We start from the raw sequence: 26,056 nt of genomic DNA, 5'->3' as shown, positions 1-26,056 counted from the left end.
GCTGTGTCCGCCGTCCGCAGTCCTGCGGAAGGTGCCGTCGAGCCGGGTGCGAATCCGTCGCAGACGAAAGCCGCCTTCCCGAAAGCTGCGCGACTTCTGAAAACGGATGAATTTTCATCCGTTTTTCGTTTGCGCCCCTGGCGGCGCTCCGCGCACTTCGTGATTTACGGCAAGCCGACCGGTCAGCCCGCACGCCTGGGGCTCGTCATCGGCAAGAAGTATGCGCCGCGAGCGGTTACCCGTAACCTCGTGAAGCGGCTGGCGCGCGATGCGTTTCGCCTGCGCCGCGCCGAATTCGCCGGTTACGACCTGCTGCTGCGGCAGCACACGCGCTTCGACAAGAAAGCGCTGCCGAGCGCGGCTTCCGCCCCGCTCGCGGCGATGTGCGCGGCCGAGATCCGCGAGCTGCTCGACAGGGCAGCCCGGGAAATCGCGCGCCGCGCGTCGAAGCCCGCGTCCGAGTGACGCATCCGTGCCCGGTGCGGCGTTCGCGCCCGCCCGGCCGGTTTTGACGCGGCGTCGTACGGCGCCGCCCAAGGTATGGAAACGGTATTGATCGCCTTGCTGCGCTTCTACAAGGTTGCCGTGAGCCCGATGCTCGGCAACCGTTGCCGTTTTTATCCTTCCTGTTCGGATTACGCGCGCGAGGCAATCCAGTATCATGGCGCCGCGCGCGGCACGTATCTCGCCGTCAGGCGCGTGTGCCGATGCCATCCGTTTTCCGCGGGCGGCATCGACCTCGTCCCGCCGCCCAACTCCGACACTCGCGCTCGCGGCGAAGCCGACGCGCGGTCCCATCGACTCTGAGACAACGCATGGATATCAAACGCACCGTCCTATGGGTGATCTTCTTCATGTCAGCTGTCATGCTGTACGACAACTGGCAGCGGGACCATGGACGCCCGTCGATGTTCTTCCCGAGCGCCACGCAGACGGCCCCGGCCGCCGCCGGCGGCGCATCGGGCACGGGCGCGACGACGACCGCAGGTGACGTGCCTGCCGCCGCGGCCGGCGCCGCACCGTCGACGACGGCACCGGCCGCGCAGGCGCAGCTGGTGAAGTTCTCGACCGACGTGTACGACGGCGAAATCGACACGCGCGGCGGCACGCTCGCGAAGCTGACGCTGAAGAAGCAGGGCGACGGCAAGCAGCCCGACCTGTACATCACGCTGTTCGACCACACGGCCGGCCACACGTATCTCGCACGTACGGGCCTGCTCGGCGGCGATTTCCCGAACCACAACGACGTCTACACGCAGCTGAACCCCGGCTCGACGTCGCTGACGGGCGACCAGAACACGCTGAAGCTGTCGTTCGAATCGCCGGTGAAGGGCGGCGTGAAGGTGATCAAGACCTACACGTTCACGCGCGGCAGCTACGTGATCGGCGTCGACACCAAGATCGACAACGTCGGCACGGCGCCCGTCACGCCGACGGTCTACATGGAACTGGTGCGCGACAACACGGCCGTCGAAACGCCGATGTTCTCGCACACGTTCCTCGGGCCGGCGGTCTACACGGACGCGAAGCACTTCCAGAAGATCGACTTCAGCGACCTCGACAAGAACAAGGCGAACTTCGAGAAGTCCGCCGACAACGGCTGGGTCGCGATGGTGCAGCACTACTTCGCGTCGGCCTGGATTCCGCAGCAGGGCGCGAAGCGCGACATCTACGCTGAAAAGATCGATCCGACGCTGTACCGCGTCGGCGTGAAGCAGCCGGTCGCCGCGATCGCGCCGGGCCAGTCGGCCGACGTGCAGGCGCGCCTGTTCGCCGGTCCGGAAGAAGAGCGCATGCTCGAAGGCATCGCGCCGGGCCTGGAGCTCGTGAAGGATTACGGCTGGGTGACGATCATCGCGAAGCCGCTGTTCTGGCTGCTCGAGAAGATCCACGGCTATGTCGGCAACTGGGGCTGGGCGATCGTGCTGCTGACGGTGCTGATCAAGGCCGTGTTCTTCCCGCTGTCGGCGGCAAGCTACAAGTCGATGGCGCGCATGAAGGAAATCACGCCGCGCATGCAGGCGCTGCGCGAACGCTTCAAGAGCGATCCGCAGAAGATGAACGCCGCGCTGATGGAGTTGTACAAGACCGAGAAGGTCAATCCGTTCGGCGGCTGCCTGCCGGTCGTGATCCAGATTCCGGTGTTCATCTCGCTGTACTGGGTGCTGCTCGCGTCGGTCGAAATGCGCGGCGCGCCGTGGATTCTGTGGATTCACGACCTGTCGCAGCGCGATCCGTTCTTCATCCTGCCGGTGCTGATGGCCGTGTCGATGTTCGTGCAGACGAGCCTGAACCCGACGCCGCCGGATCCGGTCCAGGCGAAGATGATGAAGTTCATGCCGATCGCGTTCTCGGTGATGTTCTTCTTCTTCCCGGCCGGCCTGGTGCTGTACTACGTCGTGAACAACGTGCTGTCGATCGCGCAGCAGTACTACATCACGCGCAAGCTCGGCGGCGTGAAGAAGAAGCCGGCCTGACGCCAGTCGTACTCGCGGGCGGTCCGCCGCTCGCGATGCGCGCAAAAAAAGCCGCATGGTTCATGACCGTGCGGCTTTTTGCTTTTCTGGTCCGATCCCGGCTCAGCCCTTCTTCGTTTCGCCCACGTCGCCGTAGAACTGCTCGACCAACTCCTGCACGAGGTAGCGATGATGCGGCGACAACGCTTCGATCTTCGACGCGAGTTCGATCGTCTCGGGCGTCGGCGGATAGTGCTCGTCGCGCGGCAGCGGTTGCGGCGTCGCGTGTTCGATCACGCTTGGCGACGGGCCGTAATGCAGCCAGTGGACCTCGACGCGCAACCAGTCGGCGAGCGTCGCGAGTTTGTCCGGCGTCGGAATCGTGCGGCCCGTCAGCCATTTGTGCGCGGTTTGCGGCGAAACGGGCTGGGCTCCGCGATGGCGCAGATTGAATCGGTTCGCCAGTTCCGTCGCGCCGGTGACCTTCTCCGGGCTGCGCCGCAGGGCGAACTTCAGGCGTTCCGAGAACGCGGCTTTTTCTTCGGGTGTCGGCATGGGGGAGATTGTGCAATTCGGCCGACGTTTCTAAGACAACCATATAGGATAAACGTATCCTGTTCAGACGAATCCCGGCCTCGTACGGGCACATTGGCGGAATTGAGGGGCAAATCGTCCGCCCCCGCCAGCAGGCATACTTGTCCGAAACGAAGAGTATGCCAGCACGGGGTACTGATACTCGACTTATCCCCGTCGGGATAAATTCGGGCGAGTCCGAATTCGGCGCCGCGTCCGGTGGCGCGGGTGCCGACACGCTACAATGCCGGCGTTCCGATCCGCGAACTGTTGCGCCGGCGCACCGGCTACTCGCCGATTTCCCAGACTCCCCAGATTCGTCCGATTCCCATGCTCGCTACCGATTCCGATCCGATCGTCGCCATTGCCACCGCCGCCGGCCGGGGCGGCATCGGCGTTGTCCGCGTGTCGTTCGGGCGCGGCGGCGAGGCGGCCGCATTGCCGCTGATCGACGCGTTGTGCGGGCAGAAGCTCGCGCCGCGTCATGCGAGCTACGTGCCGTTTCTCGACGCGCATGGTGCGCCGCTCGACCGCGGGATCGCGCTGTATTTCCCGGCGCCGCATTCGTACACGGGCGAATACGTGCTCGAGCTGCAGGGGCACGGCGGGCCGATCGTGATGCAGTTGCTGCTGCAGCGCTGCCTGGACGCGGGGCGCGGCTTCGGGCTGCGGCTCGCGGAGCCGGGCGAGTTCACGCGGCGCGCGTTCCTGAACGACAAGCTCGATCTCGCGCAGGCCGAAGCCGTCGCCGACCTGATCGAGGCGAGCACCGAGGCGGCCGCGCGCTCGGCCGGGCGTTCGCTCGACGGCGCGTTCTCGCGGCAGATCCATGCGCTCGTCGACGACGTGATCACGCTGCGGATGCTGGTCGAGGCGACGCTGGATTTTCCGGAGGAGGAAATCGACTTCCTCGAGGCGGCCGACGCGCGCGGCAAGCTCGCGAAGATCCGCGCGCAGCTCGCCCACGTGCTCGGCGATGCGCGGCAGGGGGCGCTGTTGCGCGAAGGGCTGTCGGTCGTGCTCGCGGGGCAGCCGAACGTCGGCAAGTCGTCGCTGCTGAATGCGCTGGCGGGTGCCGAGCTGGCGATCGTCACACCGATCGCCGGCACGACGCGCGACAAGGTGGCGCAGACGATCCAGGTCGAAGGGATTCCGCTGCACATCATCGATACGGCCGGGTTGCGCGAGACGGAGGACGAGGTCGAGCGGATCGGCATTGCGCGCACGTGGAGCGAGATCGAGCGTGCGGACGTCGTGCTGCATCTGCTCGATTCGCGCACGGGGATGACGCCGGACGACGAAACGATCGCGGCGCGGTTTCCGGCCGGCGTGCCGGTGGTGCGCGTGCTGAACAAGACGGATCTGACCGGCGTGCCGGCGTGCGTCGAGCATCCGGCGGCGGAAGGCGATCTGACCGAGGTGCATCTGTCGGCGAAGCGCGGCGACGGGATCGACATGCTGCGCGCGGAGCTGCTGCGGATCGCCGGGTGGCAGGCGGGGGCCGAGGGCGTGTATCTCGCGCGCGAGCGGCATCTGATCGCGCTGCGCGCCGCGCAGGAACATCTCGCGCAGGCGGCAGATCATGCGGAGCAGCGCGCGCAGTCGCTCGACCTGTTTGCCGAAGAGCTTCGGCTCGCGCAGGAGCAGCTCAATGCGATTACCGGGGAGTTCACGTCGGATGATCTGCTGGGGGTGATTTTCAGCAGGTTTTGTATCGGAAAATAACCAGTCGCCCAAGGTTGTCCAAGGTCGTCTAGTCACCCCTCTGAAACCATTGTGGATTCTAGGATTGGTAGCCTAGCGTTGCCCAGGGTTGTCTATTGACATCCAGCCTTTGATGGTACACATTTAGGTACACAAGGACGTTGTGTCCCAATCGATGTGTACCAACCATGCCGAAAACCGTTGTCCCACTGAATGACACCCGCATCAAGGCGCTGAAGCCGAGGGCGGCGCGCTACCGCATCTCGGACGGTGGTGGTCTCGTGCTGGAGGTCATGACATCGGGTTCGAAGGTCTGGCGCTACCGGTACACACTGCACGGCGAACGACAGCCGATGGTGACGATCGGGGACTATCCTGCGGTCACGTTGCAGGAGGCGCGCGAGAAGGCCCGCCGATACGCTGAGATCGTCGCCAAAGGCGTTTCCCCTATCGCTGACGCCAAGAAGGATCGCGGCGCCGTGAAGCGCTTCGATACGGTTCGCGAGTTCGGTGACGATTGGTACACAACCCAGATCGCAGGAATGTCGCCTGAGTACGCTCGGACGATCAAGCGCGCGCTCGAGAAGGACATCTATCCGGCGATCGGCAACAAGCCGCTGCCGGACGTGACGCCTGGCGACGTGCTGGCAATCTGTGACCGGATCAAGGCCCGCGGCGCGCCGAAGATGGCGCTCTCGACCCGGAACGTCATCAAACGACTGTTCGAATACGCAATCGCGCGCCAGCTTGCTCCGACGAATCCTGCTCATGCCGTTGTCGCGCGCTTCGTTGCCACCCAAGACAGCCGCACGCGGGTTCTCTCCCCTGACGAGATTGGGACGGTGCTGCGCGCCGTCTACGCCTCAGATATCCGCCGCGCGCTCAAGCTTGCGATCCACCTGCTGATCCTGACGATGGTTCGGAAGTCCGAGCTGATTGAGGCGCGCTGGTCAGAGTTCGATCTCGACACCGGCATCTGGCGCATTCCTGCCGACCGTATGAAGAAGGACAAGGAGCATTGGGTCTACCTGTCCTCGCAGGCCGTTGCGATGCTCCGCGAATTGTACGAGCAGACCGGAAATCACGAGCACGTCTTCCCGTCGACGCGTGGCCGCGGTGACAAGCCGATTGCGAAAAGCACGCTTAATCAGGCAGTGCGCTCCCTCAGTCTCGATGTTCAGCACTTCGTCTTGCATGACTTCCGCCGTACTGCGTCGACACATCTGCACGAAATGGGCATGCCATCGGATGCGATCGAAAAGGCGCTGGCGCACTCGATCAAGGGCATCAAGGGCGTGTACAACCGGGCCGAGTACGCGGATGAACGGAGGAAGATTCTCCAGCTGTGGGCAGAATTCGTGGAGGCCCAGGTCGATGGAGAGAGGAAGGTCGTGATCGGCAGCTTTGGCAGCACGGTCGCATAGAATGCATGACCGCTGCCTGGCGGAATCAGGCGAAGCGGCAGTCAAGGTGTTGGCGCACCGAGACTGCCTGACCACAACACGGCCTAAATAGGAGGTCCGTACCATGGCTAGTGTCGATTTTATCCCGGCTGGGAAATCGGCCGAAGACAGCGCTCGCGCGCTGAGGCAAGTGAACGACGCGCTAATCAACGAAGCTTCATTCGCGTGGAAGATCCATAACACGCTGGCGTTCATGGTCGAAGCACTCCCCGAAGATACCGAAGAAGGTTTGCCCACGGCATGCTTGCTGCGCGAATTGCGCGCGGACATGGACAAACTGGCGACGAGCTTGGGCGACCTGGTATCGAAGGTGCGCCATGACTAACACCAATGCTACTTTCTCGGCGCTGTCCGCTCGTATCCCGGGGATGTCGATGCTGTACGACGAGGACAGTAATTTCAGATATGCGCTATTGGTCGACCTAGCCAGATTCAAGCCCGCGGAGTACGAACGACAGGCGCTATTCGAAAGAATCAGCGACCGTTTGATGAGCGAGTACCTGCGTCTGGCGTCGCATATCGAAGCCGCACGAGAAGCGGGGGACCATTCGATTCCTCGAGGTTGTGACGGCGATGCGGTGTCAATGAGCATGCCAATTGACGATCTGATGATGATCGAAGTGATTCCGACGGCGATTGATCGGGAGGCGTTTGCTCGTTGTTTGCCAACCAAGGTGGGCGATTTCATCGGGTGGCTGTGCGGTGCCCCGGGCGACTAAGCGCAAGAACAATTTCCACTGCGGTTGCCCGTGACGGCAGCTGCGATTCCGAAGGAGCCACTCATGAGGCTCGAACAATACGAAGTTCGCGATCGCGCATATGGTGTGTGGCATCGTGCGCCATCGATTCGCCGATATTTGCAGGCGTCTCAAGCCGAATCGTTGACGATGGTTGACCTCGATTCAGTGCTGTTCACGGAGTACGACAACGGTGCCAAGGCCCCCTTGGCTCTGGTTGAAGTGGCTCGAGACATAGGACAGGAGAAGCCAGCCGGAGTGATACAGCATCTGGCGCAGCTTGCCGATGTGCCAGCCTATGTGGCGCTGTACACGCCGTCGGAGGCCGCAAATCCGGTCAATCCCAACTGGTCCGATATCACTGCGTTTCGAGTCAAACGCCTTTGGCCTCGCCCCGAGCCAGGTTGGCGCGTTCTCTCACCGGGGCAATGGGCGCGAGCATTAGTGCAGATACGCGGCTGGCAAATGCGACGAATCCAAGTGCAAGACGCCGCAAACGATGATCAATGCTAGGGGGCATCATGCTACGTAAAATACTGGTGGCGCTTCTCTTCGGATTGGTTGCACTGACCGTCCGTGCTGAGTGTGAATGTCGATGCATTGGCGGTCAAAACCGGCCGATCTGCTCGAGCACAATGGAGATGCCGCCAATCTGCCCCCCGACGATCTGCCCAATCGAGCCACCTGCCGTTCAGCCGCTGATGGCACCGCAGTTGCCTCCTTTAGGGACCTCGAGTTGCCAGACGCGCCAAGTTTGGAATCCATACGCACGACAGTATCAGTGGCAGCGCATTTGCCAGTAGGCGCACCACGACCAAACAGCCGCGCCTAGCTCGACGGGGCGAAAGCGGAGTTCCCTACTCCGTTGGCGCGGCTCCCGCCTAGGGTTGCGCCGAGGGGGCGCTGATATGGATTTCCCGAAAGGTGTCCTTTTGGAGCGACAGCGGCTTGTCTGCATCGGCGATACGCATAAGGTGAATCTTCTCGATAGCCTCATGCGAGATGAGGCCGCTGTGCTTATGTGGAAGACTCTCGAGCGGCGTTCTTCAGCACTTGCGAATGCCGAATCCGACGACGGACTGTGGGTCGCCGCGTTCCTGGCGGCAGTGACGGCTGCCTCGAGTCCGCCACGCTATCAAACTGCGTCAACCGCTGACCGAAAGGACTTAGCTGATCGCCTCAGGAGTCTCCGGAACGAAATGGAGAAGTTGTTCGACGTTTATGACCTCGACTTTCATATCGTTCAGCTCAATGGCAAAACGTTCAACGGCCTCTATGTGTTCGAGGACTTCGGGGATGCGAACCGAGCGCGCATCCGTGAGGCCGGAGATCAGCTTATGCCCGCATCGGCACTGATAACCAATATGATCGGGCGCTGCATCGATCAGGTCGAACAGGTTAAGCCGGCTAAACAAGGCTCGAATGCTTTGGCAATCCGCTTTATCCGAGATCTGGCCGAGCGAAACAAACTGGCTTACGAGGGAGAGGTGCTTAACGCGGTGATTGCGACTGCTGCCAACGCCATTTATGGGACAGATTACGTTGAGTCGGATGTTCGAAATCTACTGAACAGAATATCGAAGGGAGCGGGTTTGCAATCAAGGACGTAGTTTCCGAATAATTGCAAATTTCAACGAGATTTGGGTTGAGGTGGAATGTACAGCATGCAAACGACGCCTAGGAGCGACAAAGCATGCGTGCAAATGCCGAATCGGCCAAAGTCCCCGAAACACTCCCGTGCGTTGGCTTTTCCCGTTGGAGCCAACTCCAGCATTTCATCCCCGTCAGCCGGGAGACGTGGCGGAAACTCGTCAAAACCGGGCGAGCGCCGCAACCACAACGCTGGACCGAGCGATGCACCGTCTACAGCAATGAGGAAGTCCACCGCTGGATGAAAGATCCTGCGGCATATCAAGCCCCGTCAATCTCGGCGTAAGGGGCTTGCCATGGCTGGAAAATCCAATTGCACTCGGTTTCGCTTCGGTGGCCCGGGCAGAGCGCCTGTCGATTTCGGCGTGGTGCGCGGAGCGTGGATGGTCTGCAAGGACCTGACTTGGCCAGCGGTCGTTTGGAATGACGGCCGGTGCTGGGCATATCTCCACGACATGACGCCGGCCGCAGTTCAACGCGTCCTTGAGCGCCTCCGTGAAGCCGAATTGGACCGCGTGCCGACCGGCATTCTGACGGGGTGGCAATCATGACGCGCCCTTCGTTTCAGTTCTATCCAGGCGACTGGCAGGCGAACAGCAATCTGCGGCGCTGTACTCACGCTGAGAAGGGCGTCTGGATCGACGTGATGTGCCTCCTGCACGATTCCGAAGAGTACGGCGTCCTGCGCTGGCCGCTCAAGGAAATTGCGCAGGCTATCGGCGCTCCGCTCTCGATACTCAGATCCATCATCGCCAAGGGCGTGCTGAAAGGAGCCGACAAAGGGCAGACGTGCGCTGCGTTCGTCTACGTTCCGAGGTCCGGTCGACGAGACGGTGATCCCGTAACGCTCATCGCGGAGCAGGAAGGGCCGATCTGGTACTCGTCGAGGATGGTCAAGGACGAGCACGTGCGTTCGGTCCGCGGTGAATCGTCGCGCTTTCCTAGCGATGGAGATGACGCACTGAAGGCAGCACCAAAGCATGGCTTGGGTGATAGCACCAAAGCTTCACCAAAGCCCCCCTTAGGTGACGGCTCTTCATCTTCTTCTTCATCTTCGTCTTCAAACAAACAAAAACAACGCGCTCCGCGCTTCGATGCGCAGGCGCATCTCGAGTCTTTTGGCGTTCCGCCTGAGATCGCCAAGGACTGGCTTGCTGTCCGCAAAACCAAACGTCTTGCACCGACTGTAACGGCTTTCGACGATGCCAAGGCCGAGGCAGATAAAGCAGGGATCTCGATGGCGGAAGCAGTGCGCACCTGCGTGATTCGCGGATGGGGCGGCTTCAACGCATCGTGGTTGGGCGAGCCGTCCGGACGCGTCAATGGGCACCAAGCCGAAGGGATTTTCGGATGATGACCACAAACCTACGTTCTCCGCGGAACTCAGTCGAGCTGATCGCTATGCGCAAATGCGGCAACAGACCGGAACTTCCGGTGCTGGTCACGCTTGCCGGCTCGCTGTCGTGGAGGAATGTGACGCTGAGCGCTACGCCAGGCGAGCGTTACGACTGGCGGCTGATCACCGCACTCGACGTCGAGGTGTTCGCGTCCACCAGCGTGCCGTGGGGCGACTTACTGCGCACGCTTGCGGATATCGCCGCTGCGGTTCCTAACACGCTTGTGCTGACCTTTCGGGAAGGTCCACGCGTGCATTGTGGCGATGCACATGTCGTTCCGGGGCAGGACTTCGCGCTGTTTGACTGGTTCCCCATGGCAATCGCGCCAATTTGTTGGCCGGCCTCGCATGTACTTGCTCGACGTCTGTTCGATGTATTGGGCAACACGATTCCGAATCCATACGACGACGCCTGCAACCTCGCAATGCAGGTGGTCGCCGAAGCTCATGAGAATTCCAAGGAGGTGGCCTGATGGCCCGAATGCTGCCTGATTCGATCGACTGGAACGCCTACGTCAAGGACACGGACGACGGTTGTGCGGATGTGCGCCGCGCCAGCGAATTCATTGAGGACCTGATCGAGCATGTGCATAGCCCGAAGAGCATCGTGATTGGCACTGCATCGCCTTGGGCCAGCGTTGGCGATTCGCTCCGCTTCCGCGAGGGCGAGGTGACGCTTTGGGGCGGCGTGAACGGTCATGGCAAGTCCGCCGTCCTTGGCGAGGTGATGCTGCACGCCATGTCGACCGGCGATCGTGCATGCATCGCATCGATGGAAATGCGGCCGATCGCGACCATGGAGCGCTTGACGCGTCAGGCTGCTGCCGCTGCGGCGCCAGCACCTGATTTCATTCGTGGCTTCGGACGGTGGACCGATGAGCGCCTATGGCTGTACGCCCACGTTGGTACCGTCGAGCGAACGCGCATGCTTGCTGTCGCGAGGTATTGCCGAAAGGAGCTTGGCGTGCACCACGTCGTAATCGACAGCCTGCTCAAGTGCGGTATTGCGCCGGACGACTACGCCGGCCAGAAAAACTTCGTTGATGCGCTTTGCTCGCTGGCGCGCGATACCGGCGTGCATATCCATCTGGTGCACCACGCGCGTAAAGGCGAGCGGGAATCCGTCGTTCCGGACAAATTCGACATGAAAGGGGCGGGCGAGATCACGGATCTGGTGGACAACGTCCTGATCGTCCATCGCAACAAGTCCAAGGAGGCGCTGCTCCGCAAAGAGACACTTTCCGACGAGAAGCGCGAAGAAGCCGAACTCCAAGCCGACACCGTACTGATTTGCGCAAAGCAGCGGCACCACACGTGGGAGGGAAACGTCCGCCTCTGGTTCGATGCAGACAGCCTGCAGTTCCGGGACTCGAGAGGCGGCGGATTGCGATACCTCGATCTGACCTCCGGCATGTGGAAGCAGGAGTGGAAACGATGAACCGATCGCCCTTGGCATTTCTGGAGACAGTTGCACGCGGCGACGTGAATGACATGCGCCGACAAGCGCTTGCGCGGCTTGTAGTGCGACTGGCTCAACGTGAGCAATGGAGCGGGGAGCGACTCGATCAGGCGATGTACGTGGTTGATCGTCAGCCTGCGTTCTCCCTGCTCCCTGATCTGCACCACTTCCGGGACCGAATTGCCATGTACGGCGAGGACGACGGTCCTGTCGAAAGTCGACCGTGAATTTTTCAGGGGAATTTCAGCGAGATGAGCAACGGGCAGTTCAAAAAAGGGCAGAGCGGCAATCCGGCGGGAAAGCCAAAGGGCGCGCGCGACAAGCGGACAGAGTTACGGGAATTGCTGCAGCCGCACGCTGCGGATCTCGTGAAAAAGGCTGTCGAGCTTGCCAAGGCTGGCGATACGACCGCGCTTCGAATCTGCATTGACCGCTGTATTCCCGTGGTCAAGGCAAAGGATGCGCCTGTCGACCTGCCTGAGCTGACGGGCACGCCCGCAGAACAGGGTGAAGCAGTTATGCGCGCGATGGCGCTCGGTCGGATTACGCCGGATGAAGCCAACGCGGTGATGCAGGTGATTACGGCCCAGGTGAGGATCATCGAGGCCGACGAACTCGAGAAACGAATTGCAGCCTTGGAGGGCAAGAAAGATGGCAGCCAGTAGCCTCAAGTCGCGCATTGAACGCCTGGAGCAGCAGCGCGGTGTAACTGAACCTTTGATCGTGGTACTCCGGCATTTTGGCGAGTTCGAAGAGGGGCACGGTGTCTTTGTGGAAGGCGTTTTCTACCCATGTCCTCCCGGTGAATCCGTCGATGAAATTGAGAAGAACGCGATTCGAGAAATCAATCCGGATGGTACGCGAAAGCTGATCGTAGTGAAGCGCGCTGAGCCGTGGCCATGGGAGGGTGAGTGATGACCTCTACTGCATCCAATGAGCTTGATTCGTCGACTGAAATCGATGAGCGCCAAGTCGCGTTTATGTGTCGCCTGTCGTCGCAGCTCCGTTTGGTGCTAGGGATGCTGAGCATGGTCCGAGACAACTTGCCTAGCGATACGCCAATTGCCTTCGACGTTGAAAACATCGTCATCCATCTACGGACGTTGCACGACTACGCCGGCACCGAATTCCCGAGGCTTCCGAAGCATCCCGATTCCATAGGGCCGCCTGAGGCCGGGGAACAAGCCAAAGAGCTGGGCCAATCCGTCGAACCGAAACTGTTCCATTAAACGATCGAGGCACGATATGCGCACCACTACACTGCTTACGCCTGATACCCCGGACTTGCCGCTCAACGCCTTCCGGCGACTGCTTTGGCAAGCTCGGCCGGCAACACTCGAGGGCGGCGGAAAAGGCGGCGATGCACCGTCCGCACCGGATCCGTGGCAAACCGCTGCGGCAACGACATTCACGAACCAACAGTCTGCCGCCTATAACAAGGCGCTGAACCTCAATAACTACTCAAATCCATTTGGTTCGCAAACTTCCACGCAGATTGGCAAGGATCCCAACACGGGTGCGCCGATTTATGGGACGACGATTTCTGCGAGTCCCCAGCTTCAGGGCATGCTCACCGGTCTTCTGGGGCAGGTCGGGCAGAGCGGTTCGATTAACCAGAACGCGATGATCGGCCTGAACGGCTTGGCTGGGCTGTACCAAGGTCTCAACCAGCAAATCTCCGCGCTCGGTTCATCGATCAATCCGCAAGCAGCTCAACAGGCACAGCAGCAAGGCCAGAATGCCGCGTACGCCGCGCAGACCCAATACCTCGACCCTCAGTTTTCCCAACAACAAACGTCGTTGGATGCGCAACTCGCAAACCAGGGGCTGACGCAAGGCTCCGAGGCGTACAACAACGCCCAGAACAACTTCGCTCTGCAACGTCAGCGCGCATATAGTGATGCGGCGAATCAGTCGATTCTCACCGGATCGCAGATCGGTACGCAGAATCTTCAGAACCAACTTGCTAATCTGCAATCGCAGTCGGGGCTGTTGGGCATGATGGGCCAGAACCTCGGTCAGCAAGCAGGTCTGTATGGTCAGCAAGTCGGCATTGGCCAGGCGCCGTATTCGAACCTGCAGACTATCGCGCAGATGATCCCCGGATATTCCGGTACCGGGCAAGCTGCGGCGGCACCCGCGGATATCGCGGGATACATGAACAATGCCTATCAGGCACAACTGGCCGGCCACAACGCCGACGTATCGAGCGCGAACTCGACGATGGGCACTCTCGGAATGCTCGGGGGCGCCGCGATGATTGCATTTTGACGTTGAGCGAAATGGCTACGGGAGGTTGCACAATGAGCGATCATGTTTTCGATCCGGCGCTGAGCCAGACTGCGCAGCGTGAAATTGCCGAAGCGATGTCCACGCATCAGCGGCCGGTGCTGAAATTCTCAGGCGGGAAGGACTCGCTTGCTTGCCTGTATCTGCTTCGGCCGTGGTGGAACCGCGTGACCGTTCTATGGGCAAACTCCGGAGATCCGTATCCAGAAACTGTAGAGCAGATGCGACGCATCCGCGAGCTTGTTTCGAACTTCGTGGAAGTCCCAGGACCTGGATACATTCGCGGCCACGCAGTGGAGCAGACGTTTCCTGCGGATATGGTGCCGTGGACCGCGACGGCTATCGGGCGCCTCTGCAGCCCGAATGCGCCTAGCTTTAAATTGCACTCGACGCTCGAGTGTTGCGCCGCGAACGTCTGGGCTCCGATGCAGAACAAAATCAGGGAGCTGGGCGCTGATCTGGTAATACGCGGAGAACGAGAGGCCGAGGCGCACCGGCCGCCGATAACCAACGGGGTGGTCGACCCACAGAATGGTGGCACACAGTTGATCCCGCTGCGCCGATGGTCGAAAGACGATGTGTTTTCGTATCTGCGCGCCCAAGGTGTTGAACTGCCGCGGCAATACGCCTATGGCATGGGCTCGCTCGACTGCCTTCATTGCACGGCTCACCTTGCAGAAGCAGGCGGCAAGCTTCGTTATCTGCGCGACTTCCATCCCGACGTCGCCGTAGAGTACGAGCGGCGCCTGCGCCTAATTCAAAGTGAGCAGGAGCGGCACACCCGCCTCGTGAAAGTCGCATTGGGCGAAGTCGAGCCGGTTGGTGCAGAGGGTTTGGGAGACTGAATGACGGTTCGTGTGCGTACGAATCTGTGCAATCGTCTCCACGAGATACAAGAGCGGGGGAAACCATGAGCAAGAGCGAAGGAATTAGCCGGATAGCAAAGGTGCTCCGGGGTATCGGATGGCTCGTGATCCTTGCGGCGGCGGCGATCATGTTGGGGAACAAGAACCTCGACGGAGCTGGAGTCGTCGTCGGTGTCCTTGTGGCGGCAATCATTGCTGCACCGTGTTTTGCGGTGGCGTGGATCGTAGATGGATTCGCGAAATGACGAGGCACGGAGCCGCGTAGCATGCCTGTGGATAACTTCGATCATCGTTGCTGCCTAAATTTCGAGCAAGCAGGGCAATTCTCCGCATGCCGCCATGGATGGGCGTTTCCCGTAAAGCGGACAAAAGTTGTTCACTTTTCGACATTTGATAATTGGACGTTATGTCAAATTGTGGAGAAAATCTGGCGATTCGTATGCTTTCGGGGAGTCCATGCTATTCTGCGCGTAAGATCACTCTCGCGCGCGCGACAGACCATGACACCTGACGAATTCCAATCCGCCCTAGATCAGCTTGGCTGGAAGCAAGCGGACTTTTGCCGGATGGCCGGCGTTGACAAGAATACGCCGAGCAGGTGGATCAAGGGCACGACGCCGATTCCAGGGTGGACTCCGCGCTTCCTCGGTATGGCGCTCGAGATTCGCCGACTCGCAACGCTGATTGAGCCGCCGAAGGCGCCGTAATGCTCCTTGGTGCTTCGTGTTACGCCGATGGAGGCCTATTGGTTGGCTGATCTGGCCTCACGCAGATTGAACTCCGCGCACTCGAGGTCATTCTTGTTGAACAGTGGCGCGAAACGCGGTTCGAGCATAATGCTTTCGAATGACAGGTGCAGCGCGTTGTACCTCGCGAGGCTTTTCAGGCCGCCCTTGATACCGAAGCCTGGCTTCACGAGTCGCTTGGCCAACGTGACAGGCTCATACGTTGCCATCAGGCCTTCGATTACCCCCGCCTTTACGTACTTCCTTTGAATCGAAATGTCCATGGCCTCGCGGATGCGAGCACCGAACTCGCGGGCTAGGACATCGTGTGAGACGGTTTCCGTGTCGGGTGTCTCGTCCGTTTCGGACGTCGCGGCTTCCTGCTGCGCGACCTTTCCCAGCGCTTGAAGGAACGCGGGCAGGCGCGGTAGCGTGCGGTCGACCGACCAAGTTTCTTGATCGTAAAGAAATTCTGGAAATTCGCCTGAGTTCAGCACGGCATACAGTGCATGTACTGCGGCGTCGGTCAGCTCGAACGGAGGCGGTAACTCGGCTCGACCAATTCGCTCAACTGCAGCTTTCGTATAGGGCGCCTCATGCGCTCCTCCCTCGATCACCTCGTCGATATGTTGCCAGTACGGGCGGCAGCGCTCATCTGGGTGTCCGTCAACGCGCGGTACCCAACAGAGAATCCAGCGGTCGGGTTGGACCGTGTCGGATTCGAGAAACGACACTGTGCTGTTGACCGTCCGGTGCGAGACGATCTGATCGGTATAGGTGATTTTGCCGGATACCCAGCACACATAGATTTCATCGGTGGACACAGGCCGGTAGGCGTCCAACGTCGTGACTTTCGCATCATTGCGAATCACGCCCTGCTTGATTGCGCGATCCCACTTTGTACGTAGCTCGGCTAGGCGTGCGAGTTTGGCCACGGTGGTCGGATAGGCCATGTCGGCCTGTTGGCGGTAGTCGTCCAGTCGCGCGCGCAATTCGGCCAGCGCCGGCGCATCGTCGACAATGAATCCCACTTCTTGCAAGCCTTCAGCACTGAGGCCGTTGGCCGTCAGGTTGAAGCTGCCGACCGCTGCGCCGCGCTCGCCGAGGTAAATCTTGGCGTGCAGGTTGTCGAGGAAATGAACTTGTTCCCAGCCAACCACCTCGGCGATCTCGACGATCGCGGCAGGGTTCGTACCGACCGTCGGCGATAGCACGATGTCCTTGAGGTTCTCGGGAGCGACATAGGTTTTCCAGTCTATGCCGACATAGGCGACTGCGATATGACTTGGCGAAATCTCGCGCAGCCCACGCTGAATGTCGCTGCCGTGAATGAACTTCATGATGAATAACCCCGTATGGCTCGAATTGTTGTAGTGGCCTAGATGGACCTGTCGTCGATCGTCATGACGACGAGCTGCCGGTGTGCCGTGGCCAATGCGACCGATGCGATACGTTACTACCGCTTGTGTCGAAACTACAACGTGCTGTCTTGTCGTCGACCGTGGCGTCACTTTGCGAATCGGCGGGTAAAGCGACGCCCATCCGAAATCGTTGCGTGCGTCACTCTGTAGACGTGACCACCATTCTTCAGCGCGAGGCTGGGACCGCTGAAAAACTGTTGCCAAGCGGTGCAGGCGTCGCTAATCTTGCTTCACCCCCCGCCTGGGTAAGGCATCGACTGAAGTGCGCCGAAACTGATCGGCAATTGTTTGGAAAGCTCGCGCTGCGAGCACGGTGACTTGATCACCGAATGAATTGAGTAGGGCCTACGCCCAAAATCCGTCCATCGGTTCCTGATGGACTTGTGACTGCTTCGCCGATAGGCGAGGCCTCCCATCGCCTCTTGCGTCCTGCGAAAGGCGCGATGTGCAATCCCCGTATGCCGTTTCCGCGGCAATCAATCCGTGACGTACGCTCCCCAGCGCTAACGCCGCGCCTTGCTGCGTCCGTCTCAATCGTCCTCGTGACGATTGGCGGCGTGCTTGGCCTCAGCGTCTGGAATCTCGTGTCGACTCGCTCGGCACGCATCAATTCGCGCGGTCGGGGCATTGGCGCCCCCCGATCGGTCGCAAAGCCAAAACACGGATCAAACGGGGGAAGCGTCTTCCCGCCACGCGTCGAACCTCATTGGGTTCATGCGTGCCGGGCTGCGTCAGCTAGCTGGCGTAGAACGCTCCCAATCTCACCAGGCCGAGGCTCGTGCCCCCGTTTGTTGTCTCCCAGCTGCGTTTTCGCGGCTCCGTCCAGCGGACAGGGAGGCAACTGGGGTCGAGCCTCACGTCATGGATGCGGGGTACGCATGTCGCACAAATCTCTCACGGCCGACCTGTGCCGTGCTGCGCGCGGGGCGCGTGGCAAACAGGCAAACTCGACCTCCAAAGGTCGGGAGAGGTCGCTCGCGCGTTTCGCGCGGTTTCTGTGGGACATGGGCTTTCAGGTCCACACGACCGGTCAGCTCAAAGAGAAGCACCTGATCGCGTGGTCGGGCGACATGTTGGCTCGCGGGCGTTCGAAGCGGACAGCCGTCAACAACATGACGCACATCCGAACGGCGCTCGAAGGGATCGGTCGCCGGCCGTTTGCCGACAAGATGAGCAATGCGGCGCTCGGACTATCGGGCACAAGCCGGGCCGGCACGAAGCGGCCGATGATGCGCGACGAGCTGGAACCATATCGTGCTGCTGTTGCTGCGATCGATCCAGGCATTGCGGTCGTGCTCGAGCTGCAGCTCGAGTTCGGGCTGCGTGCCCGCGAGGCCGTAGAGAGCATCAAATCGCTGGCTGACTGGCGGCGCGTGCTGTCGAGCTCGATCGGGGATGGCTTCGTGACCATCATCCACGGGACGAAGGGAGGCAAGACGCGTCGGAGCCCACCGTTGGATCGGCGGCGCGCCGCTGAGTTGGTGGAACGGGCGATCGAACTTTCCGCCGAATACGGTGGGAAGCTGGTGCGCAAGCCGGATCTCAAGCGTGCGATGGAGCGTTACCACTATGTCGTGCGCAAGGTCGGTATGACCGATGAGCGTGCACCGCATAGCCTCCGGTACGCGTATGCGACCGAACACCTCGAGCGGCAGAAGGCAGCCGGCGTATTGCGTCGAGAAGCGGCCGCAGGCGTGTCAACGTGGCTTGGCCACGGGGATGGACGCGGAACGTGGGTGAAGCGGGTCTACGGGCGCGAAGCGTTGGTCGATGCAGAGGTGAAGCATGCATAAGCACGTCGACACACTGCCAGAGGTCGGCCACTCGCGCTGGACCCAAATCGCTCCGTTTGTGGGCGTGTGCCGCGAGACATGGCGGAAGCTCTGTTTGGCCGGACGCGCACCGCAGCCGATTCAACTATCTCCGCGGTGTACGGTGTGGAAGAACAGCGAGATCCATGCGTATCTTCGGGACCCGTTGCAGTTTCGCCCTAGTCAATGATTACGTTGCGTTCCACTTGGGTTTCGCCAAGCGTCGCCCGAATGACTGCTGACCTAGCATCAGTAGGCCGTTGGCCGTCTTTGTCGTGGTAGTTTCGAGAACAGGCGATACGTCTGCGAACTCCAAGATCATTTCTTCATGACCGGTATCGGTTGCGATCACCGCCTCATACGCGAATCGACAGATCTGCCTGTTCATTGCGTCGACAGCAGCTCCATCAACGTCACTACTATGCAGGAGTCCGTGTTGAACGAATGTCCCTCTGTACTCGGTGGAACCCACAATGATCAGCTTTGGGCTGATTGGAAAAAGAAGAGCGATTGGGCCATCAGGGTCGATGGTGTAAGGTCGTTGCTCCGTGAAAGGAACTGTGGGATCGAACCATAAGACCGGGTTGTCGCTTGTCAGGAAGCGACGGTCGGTCGTGTTATGGATCGCTGCGAATCCTAGCCGATCATAAAGACTGCCCATTCCCTTGAGCATGTCCGTCATTGCATGAATGCTCTGATGTGGGTCGATGGACACCTGTACGAGTTCGGCGATGTTTTCTAACCCAGGGGGAGGTGGGGGTAGCGTTCCATTGGCCAGCAAAACCTTCATGGTGTCTTTGACCGACTGTGCAAGCGTAGCCTCTACGAGATCTCGTGCGGCAGGAACACGAACACGTTGCAGTGACATGAACTCGAAGATGTTGGTGAGTCGATCGTTCACGTCTTCGCGTCGATGTAGTCGCTCCACCGTCTCAGGCCAACTGCTTTCGATGACCGAAAACAGAGCTTCAAGCGTGTTGTTGTCTTGGCCGCCACCTGGAATCGGCTGTGAGTAGTAGTAGCGGCGAAACTGCGTGGCGTCGGGTTTGACGTGCAGCGGTTTGCTAGGGTCATCTTTTCGATAGATGAGTAGCTTTCCGTCTGTATCGCAGAAAGACTTGAGGTAAGCTTTGGGGACAAAGTGATGGCGCTTTGTTTGTTGCATGTCAATTGTTTAAGCTACGCAAGAATTATGTTGATCGCGTGAGCAACACGCCGAGACGGTGAGTAATTGTTGACCGGATGTTGCCGACGTCCACGAGTTCCGCCCACGAGTAGACGTGATGGCCTTTTTCCCGTGCGAGCCGGAAGTGCTTGCCGGTATCATTCGTAATGACAATGGCGCCCGCAGCCAGAGCAACGAGGAATGCGTCAGTGCGGTTCTTCGGGATTGCTTTTCCGGGCCGCTCGGTGACCTTGATCGACTGTAGCGTTTGGACCGTGCCTTCATCTGCCCAGTAGCCGTGATCGAAGCCTGAGTAGCCATTGCTTGATCCATCCGGACCGGCAAAGCCGAAGATGCCGCGCTCAGTCGCAGCGGCGAGAAGCCGCCGGCACAGATCCTTCTCAGCCACCGTTGTGTTGTCGCTCTGGATGCCTTGCTGGTACTCAGTGGCGAGGTCCGGCGTTACCGCTAGCGTGAACTCGCTGTCCGCCAACGCCGCAACAGGGTCGATGCCAGCTTGGACCAAGTTGGCCAAGGTGTTGTTGTCGAAGTAGATGTTCATGGCGCAACTCATCAAGGGCGACAGGGCAAATGGTAGGCCATATTTCGTTCGTGACAGCGTGATCTCTGGGTGTAAGGGCTACGAGGGCCTCCAATGTTCGCCGGCGTGGACGGTGCGTTGTGCCATGCGCTACTTTTTCTTTTGAAATTAGGAGTTTAGAGCTAAACTCTGATACCACCTGCTTATGCACAGGTTTATCCACAGGTTATGCACATGGCGACGTCCGATAGCGTTGTCGAAACCTTTTCGGCCAAGCAAGCCGCCGATCTTTCGGGGTTGAGCATGCATATGCTCAATTATTTGGGGCGCTATCACCTTGTGGAGCCATCAGGAAATGCTCGCAGGTCGCGTGGACATGCGCGACGTTACGAGTTTGCCGACCTGCTGTTGTTGCGAGTGATCGCTCGCTTACTTGAGAATGGCATCTCCGTCCTTCGTCTCAGACGGGACTTAGAGGGTCTTCGAACTCGTGGTGGCGCCACCGAGCTTTTGGTTCGGCGTTTCGTCGTGACGGACGGCTATAATCTTTTGTTCCAAGATGGTGGTGTTGCGGAGCTCCTGGAGTCTGGGCAGCTGTCGTTTGCATTTGTTCTCGAGTTGGGCTCCCTCAGATCTGAGGTTTCGCTAGCGATCCAGCGCCGTGCAGCAGCATGAGTCCTGTTTTTTTGTCGGCCATCCTCAAGATTTCGCCTAGTTGGTCGACATATCACCCAGAAAGGGGATAGATATGAGCATTATTTCAGCGTATGAAACCGATAGGAGTGGCGTGCTCGCGAAGCGATATGCAACGCTAGCAGTCGGATTCTTCGATCATCCGGACGAAGCTCAATCAAGTGCTGCCAGGATTCCTCTGGAGAATTTGTTTCGTATCTTAGAGATGTACCGACACGGCGCCTTTTCTGATGATGATCGGAAGGGCGTTTTGACAATGGTCAGTCAAACCGAGAATTTTACGGTCGGGCCCACAGAAAAGACATGGCACGCAGAAATCGAAGATGCGCTCACTGTCGCTATGCAAGACACATTTGCGGGAGCATCGAAAGAAGATGCAGTGCGTTCACTGCAGGGCTCTCTTCGTTGGCTTGTAAGTCATAATCGTGCCGACAATGCGGGCGTTGGTTCAGCTAAGCGTTTTTTTGCCACGTTTTCTCAAGCACTCGCATAATATAGATGACCGCAAAATCCTTCCTTCTGCAGGAATGTGAAAATATTAAGGCTGTATTGGAGGAGACGCTTCGGTTCAAATATGGCATTAGCGGAAGTAAGGATTTTTATGATGAGTGCAATACTCGATTGGCGTTCATCACGTCAGAAATAAACGCGACGGATGAGGGCGATAAAATTGCTCTCGCGACCAATCTGGGGCTTCTTTTAGAGCTGTCGAAACTGATCTCTCGTATCGAAAGATCATCTTTAGGGCAGTACTCTTGGCCTTTTGTAGACGAGCTCAAGAAAATCGCCTTTGCGATATGTGCGGAAGAGACGTTAGATGATCCCGAGACGCCGCCGATGGTACACGTACTGTCGGAGGGAGGGCTTGATTCATACGCGATATTCCCCGAGCAACAGCGTCCTTCGGCCGGTAAGCGCCGCATTTTGACGATCGTGTTTCCTAGAACATTGAAGCATTTTGTGCTGCTTCACTCTATTCTTGGGCATGAAATCGGTCACGCAATGTGGCGCTCCTCGAAACACCAAGCTGAGCTACGCCAGGCTTTGCATGACGCTTTTGTGGTGAGCAACGGAAAATTTAGCTCGCAGCAAGCCACGACAGCGTGGATATATGATCAGAATGCGCCGGCTGAGATTCGCACCCAGCTCACAAATCTTGCAGCTCATGGATTGCAGCAGCAGTTCTTTTTCCAATGGGCAAATTGGGAAGCATGGAAGGAAGAAATTCTTTGTGACCTCATCGGAATACTGACTTTTGGTCCAAGCTTTATCGCCGCGGAATGTAATCTCCTATATTCTTTGGATTTGACTGGGGTTGGTATTGGTACGGCACATCCTCCAGTTGGGTGTCGCGTTAACCTATTTTTGATGGCTTCGCGTATTCTTGGGTATCGCGAGATTCAATTCCCTGATCACGATCTTCAGGCTGCATATGACAGATTCTGGGGGGAGCTTGAAACATATGCCAAGCAAGATCCGTGGTTCAATATTTTCACCGAAAATGAGATTAGAACGGCGCTAGATCGTATTGGCACTATTCTCGGTGCCCATCCCCCGGCTGCCTATATGGCTCCGAGTTTGGACCTGCTTGCAGATCTGTTTCGGCAACTTCAGAGTGCAGTGCCTCCTATCGGTTTCAAACTCGATGAGGGGAAAAATCCATCTGCATATTCTGTTGATTTTCGTCACATACTATATGCTGGCTGGTTGGCATCGAAGGGGAATCAGGATATTAAATTTCCTGACCTAAACCGGCTGTGTGAGCATGCAATTATGCAGCAGCGGGCGATCGATATTTTTAATTGTCAGCAGGGGTAAAAATGGCGGCATTGTCAAAAGCAGCCACGCTTGCTCGTGTTGAGCAAGGCGACTTAGTTATTTCCCCGATTCTCTCTAAGGACCAACTCGGCCCATCGTCGATAGACCTGCGGATGGGGACAGTTGTTCTGGTGGCCAAGGCCGGCGCCCAATCACATGTCGAGCCTGGAGCATATCTTCGGGCGGTTGCGGACCCGGGACATCACGATGCAATACGAAGCAAAAAGCAAAAGCACGAACGTTTTGACGTGCCATTTCATGAATCCTTTTTGCTGCATCCTGGTACGTTGGCGCTTGTCCCGACATTGGAGTGGGTCAAATTGCCGGATGACATTCAAGGGATTGTGACCGCGAGATCGTCTTGGGCGAGAGAGGGGCTCAATATTGCGACCGCTACAATCGTGAATCCGGGCTACGCCGGTATCGTTACATTGGAGCTGGCGAATTTCGGAGAGATCCCCATTCGGCTTTATCCTGGTTTGCGATTGGCACAGATCGCGTTCTACACATTGGATGACGCGGGAGGTGATCCCGCTGTCGACACCTATGGCAGCGCGGGCCAGTTCCAAATGAGCTTTGAGCCATCCGCTGGCAATATCGCCAAAGGGGACGGGAGTTTCATACCCAGCCCAGGAGCGGATGGGAACTCGTAGGCGGTACTCTAATTTTTTGGTACACACTACGGTACACAAAGGCCCTGCCAAACTGGCGGGGCCTTGTCATATGTGGGGTAGCAAGAGGTTGCTAGGTTTTGTATCGAAATAAAGGCAGCATTGTTTCAGAAGCTAAAAAAGCACTGGAGAGGCCGCCTCCCCCTGATGCCGATCGTGAAGCGTGTCCGTTTGCAGAGACACTAAAAAAATATACGATTTATGACATTTTCAGCTGCAGTCGGCTGATCGCCTATTTGCGGTCGTCCTTCATGAGACAAAGATCAATCTCCTGGAGGGGCATCATCCGGCCGATGCACTCGATCTCCCTTGGCTGGCGCTACATGCGGGGCGTAGACGGCGAACATGCCTTTTCGACGAGACGGATTTTTCTCAACATTTTTTGTTGGGTGTTGCGGAATATGCATCAATTTCCGGTGCCGGTATATTGAGATATCCGGTGCCGATCGGACGAATCCCCTGCATGCTCTTGCGATATTGAATCGATACAGTAATCCTCAAATGACGCCATTCGTTTCGGAGTGGCGGGAATGCTCGACTTTGACGAGTTTTACTTTGAGGAAAGCATGTTCGATCACAACCACTACGTTCCAGTATTGAAATGGCGTCAGGGAGAATACCTTGCGTTGTCCAGATTGACGGCGACCGTCATGAATTGGGTAACACCGTTGTTCGAGGTGCCGACGGAGGCGTGGGACTTTGAGGCTGAAGCGCCAGCCAAGAGCCTCGACGAGCACTTGAGCAAGTTTGGCGTGCGACTCAAACAAAAATGGGATACGCGACGTTGTTTTGTCGATTCTCCCTTTATCGACGGCGACGCATGTGTCGAGAGCGGCGCGCACCATCTGGCCCATATCTTCGACTTGGCACGGGGCGCCGGGGCCATGCCCGTCCCGGTGTTTGGGGTCGGGCGCTCCGAAGCGTATATGGCTGCTGTAAGGGCGATTGTCGATCGCGATGGACGGGGAGCCTGCCTTCGACTGACGCCGGACGACTTCGGCATTTCGATGCGCGCGGAGGTGGATACGTTGCTGGACGCCATCGGGATAGCAGAAAGCGCGTGCGATCTCGTACTCGATTGCGCGGCCGACATCGCAACCAGCCCGAAGATGCAGGCGTTGGTGTGGAAAGGGTTGCTCGACGAGTTGCCGAAGCTCGAAGATTGGCGTTCCGTCACGATTGCCGGGACGTCATTCCCGCAGACGTTGCCGTCGGCGTCGTATCGACCGTCCGGCCTGATCAAGCGTCATGATTGGCTTGGCTACAAATCACTTGTCGGAATGCTACCTGCCGGCACACGCGTGCCGACTTTCGGCGACTACGCCGTGGCGCATCCGGAGACCGAACTCATCGATCCACGCATGCTCGATCCGACTGCAAAGGTGAAGTACACCATCGACGATGAGTGGTTCATCGCGATGGGTGTGCAGGTCAAGAAACATGGGCGTGCGCAGTACGCCGACATCTGCCGGAGCATTGTTTCCGCCAGGCCGCCGATCTTCATGGGAGGCGCCTACTCACACGGTGATCAATTCATCGAGGACTGCGCGAGCGGCATTGGAAGTACCGGCGGTGCATCAACCTGGCCGATGGTGGGGAGCAACCACCATGTCACGAAGGTTGTGAGGGATGTCGCCACCTTGTTCGGCGCTTCAACGCTTCCCTGACCTGCGCGCGAAGCGACGAAGGGGAAAGGTGTTGCGTGAGCAGCGTATACAGCGCCCGTCTGCTGCCGCGCAGCGCCTTCCTGTCGGTTTCAAGGGCTTCCAGAATGGCCAGGGCTTCGTCGCGCCAGAGAAGGTGGGCAACATGGAACGGGGAGATGTCCGGGTTCATTGACGCGGCGCGCTCGGTCTCGATGTGAACCGCTCCGCGAGGGCCGACATGCGACACCTTGATGCCCCACCACGGTGGAAGCAGGTTCGCCGCTTCGACGAAGTGCCGTTCGCTCACGACGAGCGTCGCCTTGTCGAGCGCTCGCGAGTAGGCGTCGATCTGCAGCGGCAGACGGTGCAGTGTATCGGTATCGCTTTTGAGCTCGTACCCGTGAATGACGCCATTGATTACCGCGATGTCGACCCTGCATGCGCCGTGCTCGAGCCCCAGCTCTTCCACGACGAGCACGTTGGGATTCGACATCGGCTCCGCAAGGACCTTTTTCATGACAGCGGTTCGAACGTCACGATCGCGTGTCGCGATACGAGGCGTTTGATTGCTGTTTGAAAATTTCACCACGGTGGAGGGCCCCTGAATCGGTACGCAGCGGGGCATGTTAACACAGGCAGAGAGTGCCTTTACCCCCGCTGCCGTTAGGCCGACCCTGCGTCGGCATCAAGCCCGATGACGAAGTTGGGACGCCCGTCGAAGCCAGGCCGGACGTTCAATCCCAATGACGATGATGGTGATAATACCCACCCCCGCCGTAATACCCGCCACCGTCAGGCACCACGATACAGCCGCTCAACAACACGGCGACGCCGGCAATCAGCAAAAGGGCCTTCTTCATCGCGTTCACCTGCTCGGATTCAATATGAAACCGAGCATAGCGAGCGGCTCCGGCCGAGGCTGTAAGCGATCGTATCCCCGCGCCGCAATCCGTAACGGCGGATTATTCCGGT

At 58.9% G+C, this 26,056-nt stretch carries 32 protein-coding genes; 26 read left to right on the top strand and 6 right to left on the bottom strand.

Going from position 1 to position 26,056, the window contains the following annotated elements; all coding sequences use genetic code 11:
* Positions 1 to 3: 3 nt before the first annotated feature.
* The 3 genes from rnpA (at position 4) to yidC (ending at position 2,477) form a co-directional block, all read left to right on the top strand.
* Positions 4 to 465, top strand: coding sequence for a ribonuclease P protein component (rnpA, locus tag CFB35_RS16930; RefSeq protein WP_034208729.1), 462 nt, complete (start codon positions 4 to 6; stop codon positions 463 to 465).
* 75 nt (positions 466 to 540) lie between these two features.
* The gene (gene yidD, locus CFB35_RS16925; protein WP_006750110.1) at positions 541 to 807 is read left to right on the top strand and encodes a membrane protein insertion efficiency factor YidD; all 267 of its coding nucleotides are present in this window, start codon (positions 541 to 543) and stop codon (positions 805 to 807) included.
* Positions 808 to 815: 8 nt separating this feature from the next.
* Positions 816 to 2,477 (top strand): membrane protein insertase YidC, encoded by a 1,662-nt coding sequence (gene yidC / locus CFB35_RS16920; RefSeq protein ID WP_059573579.1) that lies wholly within the window; start codon positions 816 to 818, stop codon positions 2,475 to 2,477.
* A gap of 102 nt (positions 2,478 to 2,579) precedes the next feature.
* Here yidC and CFB35_RS16915 read toward each other — a convergent pair whose 3' ends face one another.
* Positions 2,580 to 3,011, bottom strand: coding sequence for a helix-turn-helix domain-containing protein (locus CFB35_RS16915; RefSeq protein ID WP_059573580.1), 432 nt, complete (start codon positions 3,009 to 3,011; stop codon positions 2,580 to 2,582).
* Between the two features lie 348 nt (positions 3,012 to 3,359).
* On the opposite strand from CFB35_RS16915, the gene mnmE reads away from it, so the two are divergent.
* From mnmE to CFB35_RS16835, 17 genes are all read left to right on the top strand, one after another.
* On the top strand, positions 3,360 to 4,754 hold the full coding sequence (mnmE, locus tag CFB35_RS16910) for a tRNA uridine-5-carboxymethylaminomethyl(34) synthesis GTPase MnmE (RefSeq protein WP_059646140.1): 1,395 nt from the start codon (positions 3,360 to 3,362) through the stop codon (positions 4,752 to 4,754).
* 167 nt (positions 4,755 to 4,921) lie between these two features.
* On the top strand, positions 4,922 to 6,157 hold the full coding sequence (locus CFB35_RS16905) for a tyrosine-type recombinase/integrase (RefSeq protein ID WP_089465267.1): 1,236 nt from the start codon (positions 4,922 to 4,924) through the stop codon (positions 6,155 to 6,157).
* A gap of 103 nt (positions 6,158 to 6,260) precedes the next feature.
* Positions 6,261 to 6,521: a hypothetical protein gene (locus CFB35_RS16900; protein WP_143328733.1), complete on the top strand. Its 261-nt coding sequence runs from the start codon at positions 6,261 to 6,263 to the stop codon at positions 6,519 to 6,521.
* On the top strand, positions 6,514 to 6,915 hold the full coding sequence (locus CFB35_RS16895) for a hypothetical protein (RefSeq protein ID WP_089465265.1): 402 nt from the start codon (positions 6,514 to 6,516) through the stop codon (positions 6,913 to 6,915). Before CFB35_RS16900 ends, CFB35_RS16895 begins: the two co-directional genes overlap by 8 nt.
* Before the next feature lie 63 nt (positions 6,916 to 6,978).
* Entirely contained in the window at positions 6,979 to 7,446 is a 468-nt protein-coding gene (locus CFB35_RS16890) for a hypothetical protein (RefSeq protein ID WP_089465311.1), read from the top strand.
* A 395-nt stretch (positions 7,447 to 7,841) separates the two neighbouring features.
* Entirely contained in the window at positions 7,842 to 8,543 is a 702-nt protein-coding gene (locus tag CFB35_RS16885; protein WP_089465264.1) for a hypothetical protein, read from the top strand.
* A gap of 587 nt (positions 8,544 to 9,130) precedes the next feature.
* On the top strand, positions 9,131 to 9,937 hold the full coding sequence (locus tag CFB35_RS16875) for a hypothetical protein (RefSeq protein ID WP_089465263.1): 807 nt from the start codon (positions 9,131 to 9,133) through the stop codon (positions 9,935 to 9,937).
* Positions 9,934 to 10,452 carry a histidine ammonia-lyase gene (locus CFB35_RS16870; RefSeq protein WP_089465262.1) on the top strand — a complete coding sequence of 173 codons (519 nt, stop codon included), beginning with the start codon at positions 9,934 to 9,936 and terminating at the stop codon, positions 10,450 to 10,452. The genes CFB35_RS16875 and CFB35_RS16870 overlap by 4 nt, the downstream gene beginning before the upstream one ends.
* Complete coding sequence (locus CFB35_RS16865; RefSeq protein WP_089465261.1) at positions 10,452 to 11,417, top strand: AAA family ATPase; 966 nt, start codon at positions 10,452 to 10,454, stop codon at positions 11,415 to 11,417. Before CFB35_RS16870 ends, CFB35_RS16865 begins: the two co-directional genes overlap by 1 nt.
* Positions 11,414 to 11,665 carry a hypothetical protein gene (locus CFB35_RS34395; RefSeq protein ID WP_143328732.1) on the top strand — a complete coding sequence of 84 codons (252 nt, stop codon included), beginning with the start codon at positions 11,414 to 11,416 and terminating at the stop codon, positions 11,663 to 11,665. Before CFB35_RS16865 ends, CFB35_RS34395 begins: the two co-directional genes overlap by 4 nt.
* Before the next feature lie 24 nt (positions 11,666 to 11,689).
* Complete coding sequence (locus tag CFB35_RS16860) at positions 11,690 to 12,103, top strand: DUF5681 domain-containing protein (protein ID WP_179231748.1); 414 nt, start codon at positions 11,690 to 11,692, stop codon at positions 12,101 to 12,103.
* On the top strand, positions 12,090 to 12,353 hold the full coding sequence (locus CFB35_RS34390) for a hypothetical protein (protein WP_143328731.1): 264 nt from the start codon (positions 12,090 to 12,092) through the stop codon (positions 12,351 to 12,353). Before CFB35_RS16860 ends, CFB35_RS34390 begins: the two co-directional genes overlap by 14 nt.
* Positions 12,353 to 12,667, top strand: a complete 315-nt coding sequence (locus tag CFB35_RS16855) for a hypothetical protein (protein ID WP_143328730.1) — start codon at positions 12,353 to 12,355, stop codon at positions 12,665 to 12,667. Before CFB35_RS34390 ends, CFB35_RS16855 begins: the two co-directional genes overlap by 1 nt.
* Before the next feature lie 16 nt (positions 12,668 to 12,683).
* On the top strand, positions 12,684 to 13,709 hold the full coding sequence (locus CFB35_RS16850; RefSeq protein ID WP_143328729.1) for a tail fiber domain-containing protein: 1,026 nt from the start codon (positions 12,684 to 12,686) through the stop codon (positions 13,707 to 13,709).
* A 32-nt stretch (positions 13,710 to 13,741) separates the two neighbouring features.
* Positions 13,742 to 14,572 carry a phosphoadenosine phosphosulfate reductase family protein gene (locus CFB35_RS16845; protein WP_256939979.1) on the top strand — a complete coding sequence of 277 codons (831 nt, stop codon included), beginning with the start codon at positions 13,742 to 13,744 and terminating at the stop codon, positions 14,570 to 14,572.
* Between the two features lie 65 nt (positions 14,573 to 14,637).
* Positions 14,638 to 14,838 carry a hypothetical protein gene (locus CFB35_RS16840; RefSeq protein WP_089465258.1) on the top strand — a complete coding sequence of 67 codons (201 nt, stop codon included), beginning with the start codon at positions 14,638 to 14,640 and terminating at the stop codon, positions 14,836 to 14,838.
* 255 nt (positions 14,839 to 15,093) lie between these two features.
* On the top strand, positions 15,094 to 15,300 hold the full coding sequence (locus tag CFB35_RS16835) for a helix-turn-helix domain-containing protein (protein WP_089465257.1): 207 nt from the start codon (positions 15,094 to 15,096) through the stop codon (positions 15,298 to 15,300).
* 35 nt (positions 15,301 to 15,335) lie between these two features.
* Here the strand turns inward: CFB35_RS16835 and CFB35_RS16830 are convergent, their stop codons facing one another.
* Positions 15,336 to 16,658: a phospholipase D family protein gene (locus CFB35_RS16830; protein ID WP_089465256.1), complete on the bottom strand. Its 1,323-nt coding sequence runs from the start codon at positions 16,656 to 16,658 to the stop codon at positions 15,336 to 15,338.
* A gap of 959 nt (positions 16,659 to 17,617) precedes the next feature.
* Here CFB35_RS16830 and CFB35_RS16825 point away from each other — a divergent pair.
* A complete protein-coding gene (locus CFB35_RS16825; protein WP_089465255.1) occupies positions 17,618 to 18,532 on the top strand; it encodes an integrase domain-containing protein in 915 nt (304 codons plus the stop codon).
* Between the two features lie 208 nt (positions 18,533 to 18,740).
* Here CFB35_RS16825 and CFB35_RS16815 read toward each other — a convergent pair whose 3' ends face one another.
* Both CFB35_RS16815 and CFB35_RS16810 read right to left on the bottom strand, forming a co-directional pair.
* The gene (locus tag CFB35_RS16815) at positions 18,741 to 19,715 is read right to left on the bottom strand and encodes a DUF4238 domain-containing protein (protein ID WP_089465253.1); all 975 of its coding nucleotides are present in this window, start codon (positions 19,713 to 19,715) and stop codon (positions 18,741 to 18,743) included.
* 25 nt (positions 19,716 to 19,740) lie between these two features.
* Positions 19,741 to 20,277, bottom strand: coding sequence for a hypothetical protein (locus CFB35_RS16810; RefSeq protein ID WP_089465252.1), 537 nt, complete (start codon positions 20,275 to 20,277; stop codon positions 19,741 to 19,743).
* 213 nt (positions 20,278 to 20,490) lie between these two features.
* On the opposite strand from CFB35_RS16810, the gene CFB35_RS16805 reads away from it, so the two are divergent.
* The 5 genes from CFB35_RS16805 to CFB35_RS16795 all read left to right on the top strand — a co-directional run bounded on the left by CFB35_RS16805 (position 20,491) and on the right by CFB35_RS16795 (position 25,105).
* On the top strand, positions 20,491 to 20,931 hold the full coding sequence (locus CFB35_RS16805) for a MerR family transcriptional regulator (protein ID WP_167230535.1): 441 nt from the start codon (positions 20,491 to 20,493) through the stop codon (positions 20,929 to 20,931).
* 73 nt (positions 20,932 to 21,004) lie between these two features.
* Positions 21,005 to 21,442 carry a hypothetical protein gene (locus CFB35_RS34385; RefSeq protein WP_143328728.1) on the top strand — a complete coding sequence of 146 codons (438 nt, stop codon included), beginning with the start codon at positions 21,005 to 21,007 and terminating at the stop codon, positions 21,440 to 21,442.
* Between the two features lie 5 nt (positions 21,443 to 21,447).
* Positions 21,448 to 22,767 (top strand): hypothetical protein, encoded by a 1,320-nt coding sequence (locus CFB35_RS34380; RefSeq protein WP_143328727.1) that lies wholly within the window; start codon positions 21,448 to 21,450, stop codon positions 22,765 to 22,767.
* A complete protein-coding gene (dcd, locus tag CFB35_RS16800; protein ID WP_143328726.1) occupies positions 22,752 to 23,420 on the top strand; it encodes a dCTP deaminase in 669 nt (222 codons plus the stop codon). The genes CFB35_RS34380 and dcd overlap by 16 nt, the downstream gene beginning before the upstream one ends.
* 548 nt (positions 23,421 to 23,968) lie before the next feature.
* Positions 23,969 to 25,105 (top strand): beta family protein, encoded by a 1,137-nt coding sequence (locus tag CFB35_RS16795; protein WP_256939978.1) that lies wholly within the window; start codon positions 23,969 to 23,971, stop codon positions 25,103 to 25,105.
* Here the strand turns inward: CFB35_RS16795 and CFB35_RS16790 are convergent.
* Together CFB35_RS16790 and CFB35_RS35360 are read right to left on the bottom strand one after the other, a co-directional pair.
* Positions 25,050 to 25,601, bottom strand: a complete 552-nt coding sequence (locus tag CFB35_RS16790; RefSeq protein WP_060966486.1) for a sce7726 family protein — start codon at positions 25,599 to 25,601, stop codon at positions 25,050 to 25,052. The genes CFB35_RS16795 and CFB35_RS16790 overlap by 56 nt on opposite strands.
* Before the next feature lie 217 nt (positions 25,602 to 25,818).
* Entirely contained in the window at positions 25,819 to 25,944 is a 126-nt protein-coding gene (locus CFB35_RS35360; RefSeq protein ID WP_256097665.1) for a hypothetical protein, read from the bottom strand.
* Between the last annotated feature and the right edge of the window lie 112 nt (positions 25,945 to 26,056).

The sequence above is a fragment of the Burkholderia sp. AU16482 genome (genome assembly GCF_002223285.1).
GTDB classification, from domain to species: Bacteria; Pseudomonadota; Gammaproteobacteria; order Burkholderiales; family Burkholderiaceae; genus Burkholderia; species Burkholderia semiarida.
This window is presented reverse-complemented; position numbering and strand designations above follow the sequence as displayed.